This window comes from Neisseria sp. P0006.S004, assembly GCF_051963015.1.
Lineage (GTDB): Bacteria > Pseudomonadota > Gammaproteobacteria > Burkholderiales > Neisseriaceae > Neisseria.
In genome coordinates, this window is the sequence record NZ_JBQCUS010000004.1 from 140,808 (window position 1) to 159,385 (window position 18,578).

The 18,578-nt window shown below is 46.2% G+C and carries 22 protein-coding genes; 16 read left to right on the forward strand and 6 right to left on the reverse strand.

From position 1 onward, the window contains the following. The first annotated feature begins 3 nt into the window (after nucleotides 1-3). From hisA to ACTHR2_RS07685, 12 genes are all read left to right on the forward strand, one after another. Entirely contained in the window at nucleotides 4-741 is a 738-nt protein-coding gene (hisA, locus tag ACTHR2_RS07630; RefSeq protein WP_070589522.1) for a 1-(5-phosphoribosyl)-5-[(5-phosphoribosylamino)methylideneamino]imidazole-4-carboxamide isomerase, read from the forward strand. A gap of 165 nt (nucleotides 742-906) precedes the next feature. Beyond that, nucleotides 907-1,224 (forward strand): hypothetical protein, encoded by a 318-nt coding sequence (locus ACTHR2_RS07635; RefSeq protein ID WP_063069197.1) that lies wholly within the window; start codon nucleotides 907-909, stop codon nucleotides 1,222-1,224. 40 nt (nucleotides 1,225-1,264) lie between these two features. Then, on the forward strand, nucleotides 1,265-2,032 hold the full coding sequence (gene hisF / locus ACTHR2_RS07640) for an imidazole glycerol phosphate synthase subunit HisF (protein ID WP_263337876.1): 768 nt from the start codon (nucleotides 1,265-1,267) through the stop codon (nucleotides 2,030-2,032). Between the two features lie 43 nt (nucleotides 2,033-2,075). After that, on the forward strand, nucleotides 2,076-2,483 hold the full coding sequence (hisI, locus tag ACTHR2_RS07645; RefSeq protein WP_070646206.1) for a phosphoribosyl-AMP cyclohydrolase: 408 nt from the start codon (nucleotides 2,076-2,078) through the stop codon (nucleotides 2,481-2,483). A gap of 32 nt (nucleotides 2,484-2,515) precedes the next feature. After that, nucleotides 2,516-2,839, forward strand: a complete 324-nt coding sequence (locus ACTHR2_RS07650; protein ID WP_003679440.1) for a phosphoribosyl-ATP diphosphatase — start codon at nucleotides 2,516-2,518, stop codon at nucleotides 2,837-2,839. Nucleotides 2,840-2,956: 117 nt separating this feature from the next. Next, on the forward strand, nucleotides 2,957-3,280 hold the full coding sequence (locus tag ACTHR2_RS07655; RefSeq protein ID WP_049329536.1) for a histidine triad nucleotide-binding protein: 324 nt from the start codon (nucleotides 2,957-2,959) through the stop codon (nucleotides 3,278-3,280). 41 nt (nucleotides 3,281-3,321) lie between these two features. Continuing rightward, a complete protein-coding gene (tatA, locus tag ACTHR2_RS07660) occupies nucleotides 3,322-3,525 on the forward strand; it encodes a Sec-independent protein translocase subunit TatA (RefSeq protein WP_003679438.1) in 204 nt (67 codons plus the stop codon). Between the two features lie 3 nt (nucleotides 3,526-3,528). Further along, entirely contained in the window at nucleotides 3,529-4,191 is a 663-nt protein-coding gene (gene tatB / locus ACTHR2_RS07665) for a Sec-independent protein translocase protein TatB (RefSeq protein WP_263337853.1), read from the forward strand. 15 nt (nucleotides 4,192-4,206) lie between these two features. Further along, nucleotides 4,207-4,983: a twin-arginine translocase subunit TatC gene (tatC, locus tag ACTHR2_RS07670; RefSeq protein ID WP_263337850.1), complete on the forward strand. Its 777-nt coding sequence runs from the start codon at nucleotides 4,207-4,209 to the stop codon at nucleotides 4,981-4,983. A gap of 71 nt (nucleotides 4,984-5,054) precedes the next feature. Beyond that, complete coding sequence (locus ACTHR2_RS07675; protein WP_263337848.1) at nucleotides 5,055-5,228, forward strand: hypothetical protein; 174 nt, start codon at nucleotides 5,055-5,057, stop codon at nucleotides 5,226-5,228. 310 nt (nucleotides 5,229-5,538) lie between these two features. Next, nucleotides 5,539-6,924: a GntP family permease gene (locus ACTHR2_RS07680; RefSeq protein WP_263337846.1), complete on the forward strand. Its 1,386-nt coding sequence runs from the start codon at nucleotides 5,539-5,541 to the stop codon at nucleotides 6,922-6,924. 91 nt (nucleotides 6,925-7,015) lie between these two features. Next, the gene (locus ACTHR2_RS07685; protein WP_440375574.1) at nucleotides 7,016-7,531 is read left to right on the forward strand and encodes a gluconokinase, GntK/IdnK-type; all 516 of its coding nucleotides are present in this window, start codon (nucleotides 7,016-7,018) and stop codon (nucleotides 7,529-7,531) included. Nucleotides 7,532-7,595: 64 nt separating this feature from the next. Here the strand turns inward: ACTHR2_RS07685 and dtd are convergent, their stop codons facing one another. The 6 genes from dtd to ACTHR2_RS07715 form a co-directional block, all read right to left on the reverse strand. Continuing rightward, complete coding sequence (gene dtd, locus ACTHR2_RS07690) at nucleotides 7,596-8,057, reverse strand: D-aminoacyl-tRNA deacylase (protein WP_263337841.1); 462 nt, start codon at nucleotides 8,055-8,057, stop codon at nucleotides 7,596-7,598. A 98-nt stretch (nucleotides 8,058-8,155) separates the two neighbouring features. Then, on the reverse strand, nucleotides 8,156-8,920 hold the full coding sequence (locus ACTHR2_RS07695; protein WP_263337838.1) for a peptidyl-prolyl cis-trans isomerase: 765 nt from the start codon (nucleotides 8,918-8,920) through the stop codon (nucleotides 8,156-8,158). A gap of 44 nt (nucleotides 8,921-8,964) precedes the next feature. Then, on the reverse strand, nucleotides 8,965-9,837 hold the full coding sequence (locus ACTHR2_RS07700; RefSeq protein WP_440375575.1) for a peptidylprolyl isomerase: 873 nt from the start codon (nucleotides 9,835-9,837) through the stop codon (nucleotides 8,965-8,967). Nucleotides 9,838-9,888: 51 nt separating this feature from the next. Beyond that, the gene (locus tag ACTHR2_RS07705) at nucleotides 9,889-10,161 is read right to left on the reverse strand and encodes a BolA family protein (protein WP_440375576.1); all 273 of its coding nucleotides are present in this window, start codon (nucleotides 10,159-10,161) and stop codon (nucleotides 9,889-9,891) included. After that, nucleotides 10,158-10,448, reverse strand: coding sequence for a YciI family protein (locus ACTHR2_RS07710; protein WP_004519663.1), 291 nt, complete (start codon nucleotides 10,446-10,448; stop codon nucleotides 10,158-10,160). The genes ACTHR2_RS07705 and ACTHR2_RS07710 overlap by 4 nt, the downstream gene beginning before the upstream one ends. Beyond that, on the reverse strand, nucleotides 10,448-10,981 hold the full coding sequence (locus tag ACTHR2_RS07715; RefSeq protein WP_107724141.1) for a septation protein A: 534 nt from the start codon (nucleotides 10,979-10,981) through the stop codon (nucleotides 10,448-10,450). The genes ACTHR2_RS07710 and ACTHR2_RS07715 overlap by 1 nt, the downstream gene beginning before the upstream one ends. A 353-nt stretch (nucleotides 10,982-11,334) precedes the next feature. Between ACTHR2_RS07715 and ACTHR2_RS07720 the strand changes: the two genes are divergently transcribed. From ACTHR2_RS07720 to ACTHR2_RS07735, 4 genes are all read left to right on the forward strand, one after another. After that, the gene (locus tag ACTHR2_RS07720) at nucleotides 11,335-13,242 is read left to right on the forward strand and encodes a FimV/HubP family polar landmark protein (RefSeq protein WP_440375589.1); all 1,908 of its coding nucleotides are present in this window, start codon (nucleotides 11,335-11,337) and stop codon (nucleotides 13,240-13,242) included. Between the two features lie 233 nt (nucleotides 13,243-13,475). After that, a complete protein-coding gene (gene truA / locus ACTHR2_RS07725; protein WP_440375577.1) occupies nucleotides 13,476-14,321 on the forward strand; it encodes a tRNA pseudouridine(38-40) synthase TruA in 846 nt (281 codons plus the stop codon). Between the two features lie 314 nt (nucleotides 14,322-14,635). Next, nucleotides 14,636-15,730 carry a trimeric porin PorB gene (porB, locus tag ACTHR2_RS07730; RefSeq protein WP_070850065.1) on the forward strand — a complete coding sequence of 365 codons (1,095 nt, stop codon included), beginning with the start codon at nucleotides 14,636-14,638 and terminating at the stop codon, nucleotides 15,728-15,730. 470 nt (nucleotides 15,731-16,200) lie between these two features. Further along, a complete protein-coding gene (locus ACTHR2_RS07735) occupies nucleotides 16,201-18,495 on the forward strand; it encodes a 4Fe-4S binding protein (RefSeq protein WP_440375578.1) in 2,295 nt (764 codons plus the stop codon). The last annotated feature ends 83 nt before the right edge of the window (nucleotides 18,496-18,578 follow it).

Below are 18,578 nucleotides of genomic sequence, written 5' to 3' on the forward strand. Positions count from 1 at the left end.
AAAATGCTGTTGATACCTGCCATTGATTTGAAAGAAGGACGCTGTGTTCGCTTAAAACAAGGCTTGATGGAGCAGGCGACGGTGTTTTCCGATTCACCGGCAGAGATGGCTTTGCATTGGCGCAATCAAGGCGCACGCCGTTTGCATTTGGTTGATTTGAACGGCGCATTCGCAGGCGTTCCTCAAAATTTTCCGGCGATTAAAGAAATTTTGGCCGCCGTAGCCAAAGATATTCCGGTACAGCTTGGCGGCGGTATCCGTGATTTGGGCACCATCGAAAAGTATTTGGATTTGGGTCTGACCGATGTGATTATCGGTACGGCCGCGGTAAAAAATCCTGAATTTGTGCGCGAAGCATGTAAGGCCTTTCCGGGTCAGATTATCGTCGGCTTGGATGCCAAAGACGGTATGGTGGCGATAGACGGTTGGGCAACGGTAACGGAGCATCATGTCGTCGATTTGGCCAAGCGTTTTGAAGACGATGGCGTCAACAGCATTATTTATACCGATATCGGCCGCGACGGCATGATGAGCGGCGTGAATATCGAGGCTACCGTCAAATTGGCTCAATCAGTGAATATCCCGATTATCGCTTCCGGCGGCTTGACGAATTTGGACGATATCCGCGCATTGTGTGCCGTTGAAAAAGAGGGTGTGAGCGGTGCGATTACCGGCCGCGCAATTTATGAGGGAAGTATTGATTTTGCACAGGCACAAAAACTGGCCGATTCTTTGGCCTGACCTTAAGTGCGTTTAATTATGCAGATTAGGGCTTTGCAAGGTGTAACAGCGCAGGAGTTGGCGTATTTCAAAAGCGGCATTTTGCAAAGTCCTTAGACTTAAAATCTGTCTGAAATAATTATAAAAAACAACTCACTCAATATCTTATTTTATTAAGGGATTGGTATGCTTGAAGCGTTTGTTTTGGGTTTTTGGATTATCTGGTCATCCGATCGTGAAGTGTATCCGCTAAGCGAAAGTTTGTGGTTTACACTGATTGCAGTGATACTGCGGCAGCTGACGGCGTTTGATTTGCCGATTATCGATACCTATTGGATGATTTTCAACGGGATAATATGGGCATTTGCCGGTTTGATTTTTTCCATTGTCGGCCGCATTGACAGCAATTTCATTATTTCCTGCGTCTTGGCTATGATGGCCGGCATTGGTTATTTTCAGCTGTTGCAACATTTGCCGGATTGGTTGGGCAAATTTTTGGCCTGACAGTTTCAGACGGCCTGATAACGGATAAGAGGTATTGAGTATGGCATTGGCAAAACGAATTATTCCTTGTCTGGATGTAAAAGACGGTCGCGTAGTAAAAGGCGTCAACTTTTTGGGTTTGCGCGATGCAGGCAATCCGGTTGACGTTGCTAAACGCTACAACGATGAAGGCGCAGATGAGTTGACCTTTTTGGACATCACTGCCTCCAGCGACAATCGCGATACTATTTTGCACGTTATCGAGGCGGTCGCTTCGCAAGTTTTTATTCCATTGACAGTCGGCGGCGGCGTGCGCACAGTTGCCGATATCCGTCGTCTGCTTAATGCCGGTGCCGATAAGGCCAGCATCAATACGGCCGCTGTAACCAATCCTGATTTGGTAAACGAAGCGGCCGGTTTTTTTGGTTCGCAAGCGATTGTTGTTGCCGTCGATGCCAAAGCGGTCAACCCTGAAAACACCCGTTGGGAAATCTTTACCCACGGCGGACGTAATCCGACCGGTTTGGATGCGGTAGAATGGGCTGTCGAAATGCAGCGACGCGGTGCTGGCGAAATTTTGCTAACCAGTATGGACCGGGACGGTACCAAGCAAGGTTTCAACCTGCCTTTGACACGCGCAGTCAGCGAAGCGGTCGATATTCCGGTCATTGCTTCCGGCGGCGTCGGTTCTGTTCAACACTTGGTGGACGGCATTAAGGACGGGAAGGCAGATGCGGTATTGGCCGCCAGTATTTTCCACTTTGGCGAAGCGAGTATCCGTGAAGCGAAACTGGCCATGCGCGAAGAAGGAATCGAAGTGCGTTTATGATTGCTATCCAAAGGCTGTCTGAAAATATGGGAGAAAGACGCGAATGTCGAACATAAACGAAACGCTGCTGAATGCCGTAAAATTTGATGAAAAAGGTTTGGTTTGCGCGATTGCCCAAGATTGGCAGACACGCCGTGTGCTGATGGTTGCCTGGATGAACGCCGAGGCCCTGCAAAAAACTGTAGAAACCGGTTTTGCCCACTATTACAGCCGTTCCCGCCAAAAACAATGGATGAAGGGCGAAGAGTCCGGACATACGCAAAAAGTACACGAATTACGCCTGGATTGCGATGGCGACGCTGTGGTCATGCTGATTGAACAAAACGGCGGCATTGCCTGTCATACAGGGCGCGAAAGCTGTTTTTACAAAGTTTGGCAAGAGGGCGCATGGCAGGCAGTTGATGCCGTGTTGAAAGACGAAGAGGCGATTTACGGACATAAACATCCTTAAGGCCGTCTGAAAGAAAATAAGAGAAACCGACCATGACCGATACTATTCTTACCCAAATTCAAAACGTCATCGATTCGCGTAAAGGCGGCGATCCCGATGCTTCTTATGTCGCCCAACTGCTACACAAAGGCGAAGACAAGATTTTGAAAAAAGTCATTGAGGAAGCGGGTGAAACCTTGATGGCCTCTAAAGATGGCGGTGGCGAACATTTGGTTTACGAAGTGGCGGATTTGTGGTTTCACACCATGGTTTTATTGGCGCATCATGGATTGCGCGCCGAAGATGTAGTAAACGAGCTTGCGCGCCGTCAAGGTTTGTCGGGATTAGTGGAAAAAGCTTCTCGCAAAGAATCTTGAATTTATATTACAATCCCGTATTTGACCTGTTTCAGAATCCGTCTCTTGGGGTAAAACGATTTCCCTTTTTTGGTCGAAACCCGTTACGCCCGTTTTCAGACGGCCATTGGAGCCATTATGGATAATTGTATTTTCTGCAAAATCGCAACCAAAGATATTCCGGCACAAACTGTTTACGAAGACGATGAGATGCTTTGTTTCAAAGACATCCGTCCTGCCGCGCCGGTGCATCTGCTGCTGATTCCGAAAGTACACTTCGATTCACTGGCACACGCCACTGCCGAACATCAAACCCTGTTGGGTAAAATGATGTTGAAAGTTCCTCAAATTGCCCATGAGGCAGGTTTGACCGACGGTTTTAAAACCCTGATCAACACAGGTAAAGGCGGTGGACAGGAAGTCTTCCACCTGCATATCCATATCATGGGTACGCCCGCATAATTATTATCTCTTTTTAAATTAAACAAATTCAAGGATTTATCATGGGTAGCTTCTCTCTTTGGCACTGGATTATCGTACTGATTATCGTCGTTTTGGTATTCGGTACCAAAAAATTGCGCAACGTCGGCAAAGACCTCGGCGGCGCAGTGCATGACTTCAAACAAGGCCTGAATGAAGGTACAGACGGCAAAGATGCCAAAAAAGACGAAGTCATCGAACACAAAAAAGACGAAGACAAAGCATAATCCATGTTTGATTTCGGTTTGGGCGAATTGCTGCTGGTCGGCGTTGTCGCCCTGATAGTGCTTGGCCCCGAACGTTTGCCGCAAGCCGCGCGCACGGCCGGGCGTTTGGTCGGTAAATTGCAAGGCTTCGTCAACAACGTCAAGCAGGAGCTCAACACTCAGGCTGAATTGGACGAATTGCGCAAGGTGAAGCAGGAATTTGAAACCGCCGCATCTGAGTTTCGCGACGGTATCAAAGACTTGGGCAACGATGCACAAAAAAATCTGAATGATATTTCAGACGGCCTCAAGCCGTGGGAACGCCTGCCTGAGCAGAAAACGCCTGCCGATTTTGGTGTAGATGAGTTGGGCAATCCTTTGCCTGATCTGGCTTCAAACAGCACTGAGAATGAAAGCGCAATCCAAGCTTCTGAGCAGGGTGGGGCAGTGCAAACCCAAGAGCTTGTCGAAGCTGAAAATGCCGAATCCGAGCAAGACCGCGCTTGGCGTGAGTATTTGACCGCATCGGTTTCGCCTGCCCCTGCGGTAGAAGTCAGCTATATCGAATCTCCTGTTGCCGATGTTCCTCCGCTGCATACGACTTCTTTGCGTAAGCAGGCGATGAGCCGCAAACGCGATATGCGCCCGAAATTCCACGCCAAGCCCAAACTGCGCGTCCGTAAGTAAAAAGTGAGTCAACCGGTGTCCGAACCTCAACACGAACAACCCATCCAACCGCTTATCGAGCATCTTCTCGAGCTGCGCCGCCGTATGATGTGGATCGTCATCGGTATTGTTGTCTGCTTTTTGGGTATGATGCCGTTTGCCCAGCAGCTCTATACCTTTGTTGCCGAACCATTGATGGCCAATCTGCCTAAAGATACCAGCATGATTGCGACCGATGTGATTGCGCCGTTTTTTGTGCCGGTCAAGGTTACTCTGATGGCGGCGTTTCTGCTGTCGTTGCCGCACACGCTGTATCAAGTCTGGGCGTTTGTCGCCCCGGCTTTATACCAAAACGAAAAACGCTTGATTACGCCGCTGGTGTTGTCCAGCGTGACGCTTTTCTTCGTCGGTATGGCGTTTGCCTATTTTTTGGTGTTTCCCGTTATTTTCAAATTTTTGGCCGGGGTAACCCCTGTCGGTGTCAATATGGCAACCGATATCGACAAATACCTGTCCTTTATTTTGGGCATGTTTGTGGCATTCGGTACGACGTTTGAAGTTCCCGTCGTTGTGGTGTTGCTTGCCAAAATGGGTATTGTTTCGACTGCACAGCTTAAGAATGCGCGTCCGTATGTGATTGTCGGTGCGTTTGTCGTGGCTGCAATCATCACGCCGCCGGACGTAATTTCTCAAACCCTGCTTGCTGTTCCGCTGATTTTGCTCTACGAGGCAGGCATTTGGTTCAGCCGTTTTGCCAAAGCGAAAACGCAGCAGGAAGATGAGGATACACCGCAACCACCGGCAGAAGTTTAAGAATCAAGGCCGTCTGAAGAATTTTTCAGACGGCCTTTGTATCATGGCACTTTCAGTTTTTAAGAAAAAGCATGATGGATGTTTGGGGAGTCGTAAAACATTACTGCCCAGATTCTTTTGATTCGGCTAAAATTTTTGACCGAGGATTTGCCGAAATCGAAGCAGTAATGCGTAACAGTCCCTCATGCCTCAATGGGCTGGATTTTAATACCAAACTTCCGGAATTAAGTTTGGGAATGGGGTGATTTTTACCAATACATAAGCTGAAAATACTTGATTTTAGGCAATTGAAAAAATATTCGTTTCTATTTTATTAAAAAGTATGATGTCAGGCTGTCTGAAAATTAACTACGTTTCAGACGGCCTTTTTGTTACCCTTGTTTTTCTTTGTAATCCTTAGTTATCAAGCATCTTGCAAAAAGGATTTTGAAAAAGAGAAGTTTATATTTTGACTAAATCCAGCCGTATGAATCCATAGTGAAATGTGTTATCTTATCTACGTATGTTAAGAAACATTAATAAATTTGTATTTTTCTTACAGAGAAAGGCTTCAAAATGGATGGATGGACTCAAACGCTGAGTGCCGGTACTTTGCTCGGTATCGCCGCGGCAGCGATTTTGCTGATCTTGATTTTGATTGTAAAACTGCGCGTTCATGCCTTGCTGACGTTGGTATTGGTCAGCCTACTGACTGCTATCGTAACAGGCCTGCCTATGGGCAGTATCGTCAATGATGTGTTGGTCAAAAACTTTGGCGGCACGCTCGGCAGCGTGGCGTTGCTGGTCGGTTTGGGCGCAATGCTCGGCCGTTTGGTGGAAACTTCCGGTGGCGCTCAGTCTTTGGCAGATGCGCTGATTCGGATTTTTGGTGAGAATCGTGCACCATTTGCTTTAGGCGTGGCTTCTTTGATTTTTGGTTTCCCGATTTTCTTTGATGCCGGCTTGGTGGTGATGTTGCCGATTGTGTTTGCAACGGCACGCCGTATGAAGCAGACCGTTCTGCCATACGCGCTGTCGTCTATTGGCGCATTTTCGGTCATGCACGTCTTCCTGCCGCCTCATCCGGGCCCGATTGCTGCTTCTGAATTTTATGGTGCAAATATTGGTCAACTGCTGATTTTAGGTTTGCCTGTTACCTTGATTACTTGGTATTTCAGCGGCTATTTATTGGGTAAAGTTTTGGGTCGCAGCATTCATGTACCTGTTCCTGATCTGCTCAGCGGCGGTACGCAAGATAACGACCAACCAAAAGCGCCTGCAAAGGCATCTACGGTCATCGGCATTATGCTGATTCCTATGTTGTTGATTTTTTTGAATACTGGTTTGTCTACCCTGATCAGCGAGAAAATGGTCAGTGCGGATGAAGGCTGGGTGCAGTTTGCACGAATGCTCGGTTCGACACCGATTGCTTTGCTGATTTCTGTTTTGGTAGCCCTGTATGTATTGGGCAGCAAACGTGGCGAAAAAGCTAGCGCTTTGGAGAAAACCATTGATGGCGCATTGGGCCCGGTTTGCTCGGTCATTTTGATTACCGGTGCAGGCGGTATGTTCGGCGGCGTGTTGCGTGCTTCCGGTATTGGTAAGGCTTTGGCTGACAGCATGGCTGACTTGGGTATTCCTGTTTTACTGGGCTGTTTCTTGGTAGCTTTGGCTTTGCGTATTGCGCAAGGTTCTGCGACTGTTGCCCTGACTACCGCTGCCGCATTGATGGCACCGGCCGTTGCGGCGGCAGGTTTCAGCGATTGGCAGATTACTTGCGTGGTATTGGCGACGGCGGCAGGTTCCGTCGGTTGCAGCCACTTTAACGACTCAGGTTTCTGGCTTGTCGGCCGTCTGTTGGATATGGATGTGCCGACGACCTTGAAGACATGGACGGTCAACCAAACACTTATCGCACTCATCGGTTTTGCTTTATCGTCAGTGTTGTTTATCTTGGTTTAATCGAAAATGGCCGGCGGATAGTGTTTTTGAGATAACACAATCCGCCTGTTTTCAAATACCGTTAAAATCTAGATAAACAAGGAGTAGAAAAATGACGACACATTTTGTCATGATGGGCGTGTGCGGTTGCGGTAAAACCACTGCCGCATTGTCTTTGCAAAAACATCTCAACCAATGCCCATATGCCGAAGGCGATGATTTCCATACTCAAGCCAACCGCGACAAAATGGGTGCCGGTATTCCGTTGACGGACGAAGACCGCTATCCTTGGCTGGGCAATTTGCGTGACTGGATGACAGAGCAGGCAAAAAATGGGGAAAAATATTCCATTGTTACTTGTTCCGCACTCAAGCATCACTATCGCGATATTCTGCGTGGTGCAGAAGGGAAGGTGGCTTTTATCCATTTGACTCCGCCTCAAGCAATTAATCTCGAGCGTATGTTGTCGCGTCAGGGGCATTATATGAAAGCCGGAATGCTGGATTCGCAGCTGGAGATTTTGGAAGAGCTGGGTGCGGATGAGTACGGCGTTAAAATTGACAATCCGGGTTCGCCTGAAGCCGTTGAGGCAGATATTGTGAACTGGGTGAAAGCGCACAAGGCTTGATTTAGTAATGATCAGAAATGGAAAGGCCGTCTGAAATATTTCAGACGGCCTTTTTTGATGGGATTTAGAATGTTTTTTGCGAGTCAAGCAATAAGGTAACCGGCCCGTCATTGCAAAGGGAAACCTGCATATGGGTTTGGAATCTGCCGGTTTCGACAATCAATCCATGTTCGCGCAAAAGTTGCGCGGTATATTGATAAAGCTTATCCGCTTGTTCGGCAGGGGCAGCATTGGAGAAGGACGGACGGCGGCCGCTGCGCGCATCGGCGTAAAGGGTAAACTGAGAAACCAGTAATATCGAGCCGCCGACATCTTTGAGCGATAAATTTAATTTGCCGTTTTCGTCTTCAAAGATACGCAGGTTGGCGGTTTTATCCGCAATGTATTTGGCGTCCGCTTCTGTATCGGTGTGGGTAACGCCGAGCAATATCACAAATCCGTTGTTGATTTCGCCGCAGGTTTCGCAGGAGTTTTCGGAAAAAACGTCAACTTTAGCTTGGGTAACTTTTTGGATAACAGCGCGCATGATGTTTTTGAATAAAAGAAGTTTGTAAAAAAGGGCGTAAAAGACACGCCCTTTGGGTTGGAGTATGGTTTCAGACGGCCTGAAACCATTGAATTAATTTACGGATTAATGCCGTTTTCTTTTAAGATGCGTTCGATCTGATTCTCGACTTTTTCTCGTTTGACAGCTTGTGCAATCTGATTGCGCACCAGTTCAAAAGGTTCGGCATTAGGATTACGCTCTACGGCGCTGAGTTTAAACAGATAAAAACGGTTTTCCATCTGAATCGGCTCATGTGTTACATCGCCTCGATTCATGTCGGCAAAAGCGGTAGCCAGTTGAGGAGGAAGCTGCTGTGGAGAGATGAAGCCATCGAACTCTTGTTCGGGGTTGGGATAACGTTTCATCAGTTCTTCAAATGACAAGCCTTTGAGCAGCAGTTCTTGCGCTGCGCGTACTTCGTCGGCTGAAGCAAAGCTGACTTGTTGCAGCTTGATAATGCGTGTTTGATGGTCGTAGAAACGGCGTAACTCGGCATCGTCAACCGCGGTTTGGCGTTCTAGATAAGCAGCGTATTGGTTAGCATAGAACTCAGCTTCAACGTTTTTGAATTGATTCTGTACTTCTGCATCTTTGTCCAAACCAGCTTTAATGGCTTCATTTTTCAAAATTTCCAAAGTCTGCAAACGTGTAACCACATCTTTGCGGATTGCCTGACCATCGGGTTTGGCAGTCTGGTTGGGATGCTGATCGGCTTGTCTCAATACTTCGGCGACCATGCTGTCGATACGGGCAGGATCGATTTCAGGTGCTTTGGCGGTTGCCAAGCTCACGGTTGACAAGGCGAGGATAGCCAAAACGGCAGTTTTGGGCTTGATGTTCATGTGAGTTCCTTATTGCCCGCCGCTATCACAGCGGGCACGTTATATTATTTGTTGACTTTGATGCTGGCTTTTTTCAGTAATGATTGAATGGACGCATCAACACGGGCTGCCTGTAAGTCGCTGCCAATCTCGTTTTTAGCGGCTTCGTAAGAAGGTACGGTAACGTTACGACGGTCATTGACGTAGAAAACGGCGTACAGATTACCGTTTTGCAGTGGCGTTGTAGTGTGTGCACCTTTTTTCAGGTCTTTGACAGCAGCGTAAAGTGGAGGCGCTGATTCTTGCAAATCTTTGAGCGGAACATAAGCTTTAGGGATGCCGCCGGCTTTTTTGGCTGCTTCGTCAATTGAGTATTGGTTCAATACCGAAACAAAGCTTTTTTTCGCGTCCAAATCGGCAATGGCTTTTTGGGCATTGCTGCTGCTGTCGGTTACGATTTCGCCCAGTTGGACTTCCTGAGTACCTTTATAGAAGTTGCTAAAGTCGTTGTAAGCGGCTTTGACATCTTTTTCTTGAACAGGATATTGACGGACGATATGCGCCGCGAAAGCTTGGCCTAACAAATCATTTTCAAAAACTGCCCATTCGGTTTTGAATGTGGCTTTTTTATCTGCACCTTGCTTGGCGGCATCGGCACGCGCTTGCTCCAATGCAGCTTTGAATTCAGCGCTTTGATCCAGTTTTAATTTTTTGGTTTCTTGGGTCACAACAGTGCTGATAACTTGGCGTTCAGTCAGCATTTGACGCAATTCGGGAGTGTCTTGAACGTTCGGGTTGCTGGCGCGTACGGAAGCAACTTGGTCATCGATAACGCTGCTGTCGATGGCTTGGCCGTTGACGGTAACCAAAGTTTGGGCAAACAGAGTGCCGGAAGTCAGGGCGAGCATCAAGGCTGAAGCAAAGTAGGTTTTTTTCATCGTATTTCTCTTCTAAATTAATGATTGGAAATCAAAGTTTGGGCGGTAATCTTAATGGAAGTATTCATCCGGCGTGGTTGCTCTGATGCTGAGTGCATGAATCAGGCCGTCTGAAAACAAGTCTTGTAAAAGCTGCTTAATCATACGTTGCCGTTGGAGGCGGCCGATATTTTCAAATGCGTTGCTGACCACCAATATCGCATAATGCCCGCCGCCTTTATTGCCGGCATGGCCGGCGTGCAGATGGCTCTCATCTTCAAAATCGAAGAACTCAGGTTCAAGTGCTTGCAGGCGTTCTTCAATCATTTGACTCATATTGCTCATTTGAACACGGCTTTAAAGGGTTTGATCAAGACTTCGGCGTATACGCCGGCATCGACGTAAGGGTCTTGTTCGGCCCATTCTTGTGCGGCGTCTAAAGACTCAAATTGAGCCACAATCAGGCTGCCGGAAACGCGTTCCGGATTATCTGGTAAAGGATTGGGGCCTGCAGTCAGCAGACGGCCTTGCGCTTTCAATTCTTCCAAGCGTGCCAAATGAGCAGGGCGGGCCGCCATGCGTGCTTCGTGGACATCTTCGGCATCAGTGGCCAAAAGCATGAAATATTCCATTATTGATCCTCCTTAGGCTGGAAACGCATCAGATACATACCCTGTGCGATGGAAAAAATGATTGTGAAACCCAATGTGCCGAACAGTTTGTAATTGACCCATTGGTCTGGAAAATACGTAAAGACAAAGAGGTTGGCCGCACCCATAAAAATCAGGAAGCCAATCCATGCATAAGTCAGGCGTGTCCATACAAAATCAGGGAGCTGCATTTCTTTGCCCATGACGGCTTTAAGCCCGTTTTTACCGGCAAGATGGCTGAACAGCATGACGATTGCGCCGATCCAAAACAGAACGGTCGGTTTCCACATGATAAAGCGGTTGTCTTTCAGCAGAATTGTTGCGCCGCCAAAAAAGACAATCAAAATCAGGCTGACCCATTGCATGGTGTCCAGTTTGCGGTGCTTCCAAAAGGTCAGCGCAGCTTGGGCAATGCCGACGATAACCGCAACAGTTGTTGCGGCAATCATGTCTTTGGTGATGATGTATGTGATAAAAAATAAGAATACGGCGAATAAGTCGCTCAAAACTTTCATATGTTAATGATGAAACTAATTGAGTAAATGCTAATCATACAGGCAGATGTGTTTTTTTGCACCTTCCCTCATGACTTTAATGCCGCATATATTTATATAAAATATTTGTTTTGGGTCGGAGAAATTTGTAAAAAAGAAACACAAGCATGCAAAAGTAATAGATTTACTAAGGAATTTCAGGCTGAATGGCCTGTATTGCTTGGCAGAAATGGGTTAAAAATATATCATGACGTAATATCTAGTAAATATATGGTTAAATGCGCGCACATTGGTCAGTACCATAATTTCCGAACAGGGGATCAGTTTTGAAAAAACATCACAATATTAAATTAATTACAGCTTCTATCGCTTTAATGACATCGCTCGGTGCTTCAGCAGGTTTGGGCGGCTTGAATGTCCAATCTCATCTGGGCGAACCTTTTACAGGCAGTATTACCGTAACAGGCGAGGAAGCCCAGGCTCTGCTTAACGGCGGCAAGGCCACTATTTCAAATGGCAATTTACGCGCGGCAGTACGCAAATCAGGCGATAAGGCAGTCGTTACGATTCGTTCTTCCAAAGCCATTAAAGATCCTGTTTTGGTTTTCCAAGTAGGTGTCGGCGCGCAATCGCGTGAATACACTGCCATCATTGATCCGGCCGGATACGACGCTAAAGATGCGGCACCCGTCCGCACCCGTCAGGCTGCCGAATCCCAATCCTTCGAGCCGACACGCAATGCCCAACAGCCTGCAACAAAAAATAATAAAGCAGCAGGCAATCAGGTAGCTCAAGTGCGTAAAGATGTGCAACGTAAGGCTGAGAAAAAACAAGTTCAGACGGCCTCTGCTAAAAACGATATGGCCGTACGTTCAGGCAGACAGCATTTGGTGCGTACGGGTGAAACCCTGATTGCCATTGCGTCCAGCATCCGTCCGCAAGGTATGACCTTGGATCAAACCATTCAAGCGTTGGTTAATGCCAATCCGGATGTGTTTATTGATAACAATGCCAACCGTATGTTGGCAGGTAAAGTGCTGAATATCCCGAGCCGTAGCGAATTGCAACGCTTGGCCGCTTCTTCGCCTGTTAAAGCCGATACGGCGCCGGAAAAAGGCAATGAAGCCACCAATACAACAGAAGCTAAAACAGAAAAACCTGTTACTCAGCCTGAAACTCAGGTTAAAGATGCCGGCGCAAACCCTCCGCAACAGGAAGAAGTGAAACAAGCTTCAGCTGCGCAAACAGAGCAAGCAGCATCTGCGGCTGTCAATGAAAATGCGGCATCAGCAGCTCCTGCTTCCGATGTTCAAGATGTTATGGCTTCCGATAATCAAGAGAATGTATTGGCTTCAGAACCTGTTGCTACGACTGATTCTGCTGCAGAGCCGGCAGAGAGTGAATCAGACGGCAATTTGTGGAAATGGTTGTTGGCAGGCGGCGCAGCCCTTATTGCTGCTTGGTTGTTGTTGAGAGCTGCCGGTAAACGTAAAGACGAGCCGAAAGCCGCGTCTGCAAGCCGTAAGGATGAAGAAAAGCCTGTACAGAAAAGTGCTGCTGCTTCAGCCGCTGCTGCGGTTGCCGCAAGCAAAGTAATGCCGTCTGAAAAAACTCAAGAAGGTTTGCTTGTCGAAGATGATTTTGAAGATGATGTCGTTATCAATGAAGTAGAAGAATCTTCCAATGTTGACGATGTCAAACTCGACTTGGGCAAGATTGACCATAGTCAGGCAGGTATTCTTTCCAGTGCGGTAACGCATGATGCAGAAACAGAGCAACGTCGTCATGCGGATTGGGACAATATCGAGTCGACAGAAAGCGTGTACGAACCTGAGCCGGAAAATCCGTATCAGCCGGTATCTGTTGTTATGCCTGAGCGAAATGAAGAGCCGCTAGAGTTTACAGTAGAAACGCCTGAAAATTCAGACGACCATGTGCTGCCATTTGATGTCAAGCAAGATCAGGACGTGCAAATTCAAGAAACCAAAGAAGAAGCAGAGAAAGAAGAAGCTGCTTCCGAGTTTGTGATTGAAGAAGGTGCATTGGAATGGGAGGCTGAAGATGTTTCAGTGGCTGCCGATAAAAGCAATAGCGAAAGAGGCTTTGTTTCAGAATCAGTCGGTATGACTGCTCCGCTCGAGGCTAAATATGATTTGGCCAAGATGTACATCGAGATCGGTGATCCTGAGGCAGCTCGCGAAACATTGCAAGGACTGATTGAAGAAGCTGAAGGCGATATTCTATATAAAGCCCAAAAACTGATGAAAGAACTTGGTGCATAAGTGTCAATCAAATGAAGATGCCGTTTCAGACGGCATCTTTTTTATGGTAAATTAAAAGATGAGATTTGGGCCGAATCCATTTTTAGATATGACAGTATTGCATGGCAGTTCTATATGGTGGGCGAAGATAAAGGCCGTCTGAAATATATGATGAGAGGCGTGTGATGATCACGCCTTTTAATATTTGTTATTTGAGCGTGGATAACAATATCAATTTATAAGAAGTATCAAAAATGACCGAACAAACGAATACAACAGGACGTTCCGTTCAGCGTTGGGCTTTAACCCTCTCTTATGACGGAAGCCGTTTTTATGGTTGGCAAAAACAGGTCGGAGACCTGCCGACTGTTCAGACGGCCTTAGAGCAGGCATTAACTTCAATAGCAGGAGAGCGGATTAATACGATTGTTGCAGGAAGGACGGATACGGGTGTGCATGCGACAGCTCAGGTTGTACACTTTGATACATCTGTAAGCCGTCCGGAGCAGGCGTGGGTGCGTGGAGTCAATGCGCATTTGCCTGACGGTGTGGCTGTATTGCTTGCACAAAAAGTTGCACCGCATTTCAATGCCCGATTTGATGCTTATGGCCGGCATTACCGTTATTTACTGGAGTCATCTCCGGTTCGCTCTCCGTTGTTGGTCGGCAGGGTGGGGTGGACGCATTTGAAATTAGATTTAAATCTAATGAGGCAGGCTGCTGCTTTATTGGAGGGTGAACATGACTTCTCCAGTTTTCGTGCGGCTGAGTGCCAGGCAAAATCGCCTATAAAAACGCTGTATAGTGTAAGTATTAGTGGGACTCCTCATTATTTGTGCCTTGATTTGCATGGAAATGCATTCTTGCATCATATGGTGCGTAATATCATGGGCGCATTGGTATATGTGGGAAGTGGCAGGATCAGTGTGGATGAATTTCAGTCAATCTTTCATGCAAGAAGCAGATTGAAAGCGCCTCCGACCTTTATGTCTGACGGCCTGTATTTGACAGGCGTTGATTATCCTGATGAGTTTGGGGTGGTAAAACTGCCTCTGCCTGAGTGGATGGATGTTTCGGGTAATGTTTTTCAGACGGCCTAATTGACGGATTGTTGGTATAAAAGCAACAAAATAGCGTGATTGATGTGTAAATTAATAAAGTGTTGTAAAAATGCACAATTGGTTTTATAAGAAATTTATCATTGATTTTAAATAATAAATTTCCTTTTTTTAGGCTGTGTTTGCCTTTACTGGGTTGCAATGGTGGTGGGGGTGGCTTGAATAAAGTTTGTTTTTTTAGAGAGGAGCAATTATAGTAACAGTCATGGAATCGCTGATTCCAGCGATAATGTAAGCCTAAGCGGATTGTCCGGTCTGCTTAAGTTATTTCTTCACAATAGAAAAGGAATACAGCAATGAAAAAATCTCTGATTGCTCTGACTTTGGCAGCTCTGCCTGTTGCAGCTATGGCTGATGTGACTCTGTACGGTCAAATCAAAGCTGGTGTAGAAGTTTCTCAAACCAAAACGAAAGTTTCAGGTCAAACTACTAAATCTAAAACTGCTACTGAGATTGCTGACTACGGCTCTCGTATCGGCTTCAAAGGCCACGAGCACTTGGGTAACAACCTGAATGCTATCTGGCAAGTTGAGCAAAATACTTCTATCGCCGGTGGTAACTCTGGTTTTGCTAACCGTGAATCTTTCATTGGCTTGGAAGGTGGCTTCGGTAAAGTTCGTGCCGGTAACCTGAATACTACCCTGAAAGACAGCAGCGATAGCATCGATCCATGGGAATCTGGTGATGCTAACTCTGATGTTTTGCAATTAGGTAAATTAAAACGTGTAGATTCTCGTAAAGTATCTGTACGCTATGACTCTCCTGTATTCGCTGGTTTTAGTGCAAGCGTACAATACCAACCTCGTGACAATGCAAATCATGATGATAGATATAAGCATGAGCGTGTGCATGGTGATGCATACTATGCTGGTTTGAATTATGAAAATTCTGGTTTCTTTGCTCGCTATGCAGGTGGTTTTGCTAAACATGATTTGGCAACCGATGCTGATGGTAAGGTTGTAAATACTCCTTTGACTAATGGCACTGCTGCTGGTGATTTGAAAGATCATCAAACTCATCGCGTAGTTGCCGGCTATGATGCAAACAATCTGTTGGTTGCTGTTGCTGCTCAACATGATGCATCTAAAAATGGTTATGCCAATGCTAGCAATACTGCCTATGGTAAGAAAAACAAACATACTGAAGTTGCTGCCACTGCCGCTTACCGCTTCGGTAATGTAACTCCTCGTGTTTCTTACGCTCACGGTTTCAAACCTACTGTGAATGGCAACAAAACTGACCATACTTACGATCAAGTTATCGTTGGTGCTGATTACGACTTCTCTAAACGCACCTCTGCCTTGTTGTCAGCCGGTTGGTTGAAAGAAAAAGTAGGTAGTGATAAATACGAGAAAACTGCTGGTACTGTTGGCCTGCGTCACAAATTCTAATCTGACTTAAGATTAGTCTGAAAAAGAGCCTGTGTTATACAGGCTCTTTTTGTTTGTACGGAAAGTATATTTTGTGTTGAAAGAATGGGGGACTAAAGTTTTTGAGATTATTTTCAGACGGCCTATTGAAATTAAAATCGAATCTTTGTATTCTGCTTTAATATATGCCAAATAGAATTTTGGGAATTGTTTTGAGTATTATTATAAATAAATTAATAATATAAGAAGATTTGTTGAATCGGGTTGATTTTCCTATGTTTCATGTCTGCGAAAGATGTGATTGTTCAATATAGTTCTAAAGTATTATTAGCATATGGAATTTGGTTTTAAGATTTGTAAACTTGATTTTAATCAAATTATTGCCGATGGATGATTCATATAATATCAGTGTTTAGAGTATCGATATATCGGGAATAGCCATGTCCTGCCTTGAAGTAAAGTGTTTAAGTGGCATTTGGAAACGAATCCTTATGCTGTTTGCTGTATTTTTCGTGATGATGGTAAGCCTGCCTGCTTACGCGGAACGCTTGCCTGATTTCTTGGCAAAAGTTCAGCCGTCTGAAATTTTCCCAGGTGCTGACCGCTACGGTAAGCCTGAAGGTAAACCTTTGGTTGCTCGCGTATACAAGGGCGAAGAGCAGCTTGGCTTGGTTTATATCACGACTGACGTGGTTAATACTCGCGGTTATTCGAGTAAACCGATCGATACGATGGTTGCTTTAGCCAATGATGGCACTATTGCCGGCGCAAAATTGGTTGAACACCATGAGCCGATTATGCTGATCGGTATCCCGCAATCCCGTGTCGATAAATTCATTGACAAATATATCGGCTTAAATTTTATTAAAAACCCGCCTCAGCCAGGTGTTGCACCGGGGGATATTATTAGTGGTGCGACTGTAACCCTGATGGTCATCAATGACAGTATTCAGCGCTCTGTTAAAGCAGTAATCCATCAATATCATTTGGGTACAGATAAAGCAGTTCAAGCCGGTACAGCAGCTGCTTCCGGCGAACAGTCTGCCGAACCTGCTGTTCAAACCCGTCCACGTCGTGTTGCCAATCAAGACAAACAAGATATTCTGTCATGGAATGCGCTTTTGGAACAAAAAGCCGTCGGTCATCTGCATATTTCTATCGACGAAATCAATAAACTGTTTGAGAAAAGCGGTAAAGCAGGTGTGGCAGATCATGCGGAGCAGGGTGATGGTAACGATACATTTATTGATCTGTATGTTGCTTTGGTCAGCCAGCCTTCCATCGGTAAAAGCCTTTTAGGTGAAGCCGGTTGGAACAACCTGCAAAAACGTTTGAAACCTGGCCAAGAAGCCGTGATGGTGGCCGGCGAGGGTCGCTATTCTTGGAAAGGTTCGGGTTATGTCCGCGGCGGTATCTTTGACCGTATTGAAATGATTCAAGGCGATACCAGCTTCCGCTTTACCGATGCGCAACATGAACGTGTAGTTGCTTTATCCGCTGAAGGTGCGCCCGCATTTAAAGAGGTTTCTTGGTTCACCATCCCCGAAGGTGTGGAATTTGATGGTGCCGAACCATGGCGTTTGCAATTGATGATTCAACGCGTATTGAGCGTAAATGATAAGGCATTTGTAACTGCCGATTTGGATTATGAATTGCCAAAAGGCTACTACGTTGACGATCCTAAAGCACCGCCGGTTGAAATCAGCGCACCGGTTGAGCCGGTGGCTGTGGCAGCCTCTGCTCCGGAAGAAAGTACAGGTATTGCAGAAGATGCAACGGCTGAGGAAGGCGTATCCAACCAACTTTGGAAACAGGTTTGGAAAGCCAAACAAGGTCAAATTGTGGTTGTCGGTATTGCTTTGACAATTCTTCTGTTGGTATTCCTGTTCCAAGATTGGATTGTCCGTTACGAAAAATGGTATGACCGATTCCGTCTTTGTTTCCTGACCTTTACGCTGTTTTATATCGGCTGGTATGCTCAGGCACAATTATCGGTAGTGAATACTTTGACGTTGTTCTCAGCTGTTTTGACTGAGTTCCACTGGGAATTTTTCCTGATGGATCCGCTGGTATTCATTCTGTGGCTCTTTACAGCGGCGACCATGCTGTTGTGGAACCGCGGTACATTCTGTGGATGGCTGTGCCCTTTCGGTGCATTGCAAGAGTTAACCAACCGTATCGCTAAAAAATTGGGTCTGAAACAAATTACAGTGCCACACTTGTTGCATACCCGTCTGAGTGCGATTAAATATGTAATTTTCTTCGCTTTGTTGGCAATTTCCCTGTACGATTTGGGTACGGCTGAAAAATTTGCTGAAATTGAGCCTTTCAAAACTGCAATTATTTTGAAATTCATGCGTGAATGGTGGTTTGTTCTGTTCGCCGCCGCTTTGCTGATTGCAGGCTTGTTTATCGAACGTTTCTTCTGCCGTTATCTGTGTCCTTTGGGTGCAGGTATTGCATTGCCGGGTCGCTTCCGTGTGTTTGATTGGCTGCGCCGTTATAAAATGTGCGGTAACCCATGCCAGATTTGTACACACGAATGTCCCGTACAGGCAATCGCACCTGAAGGCGACATTCATCCGAACGAATGTATCCAATGTCTGCATTGTCAGGTAATGTATCATCACGATACGCGTTGTCCTCAAGTAGTGGCAACGAATAAGAAAAAACAAAAACAAGCGGCGGCAAAAGCTGAACAGCATGATGCGGCAGCGACGCAAAATGCCCAAGAACAAGTCGTCCAGTTTGTTAAAAAAGAATCGGCAATCAGTGTCGACAAGTAGTAATTTATCAATAAAAAAAGAAGGCTGTATCGGCAGCCCGACTTAGAAAATTTTTCATCGGCAGGCCGTCTGAAAAATCGGCC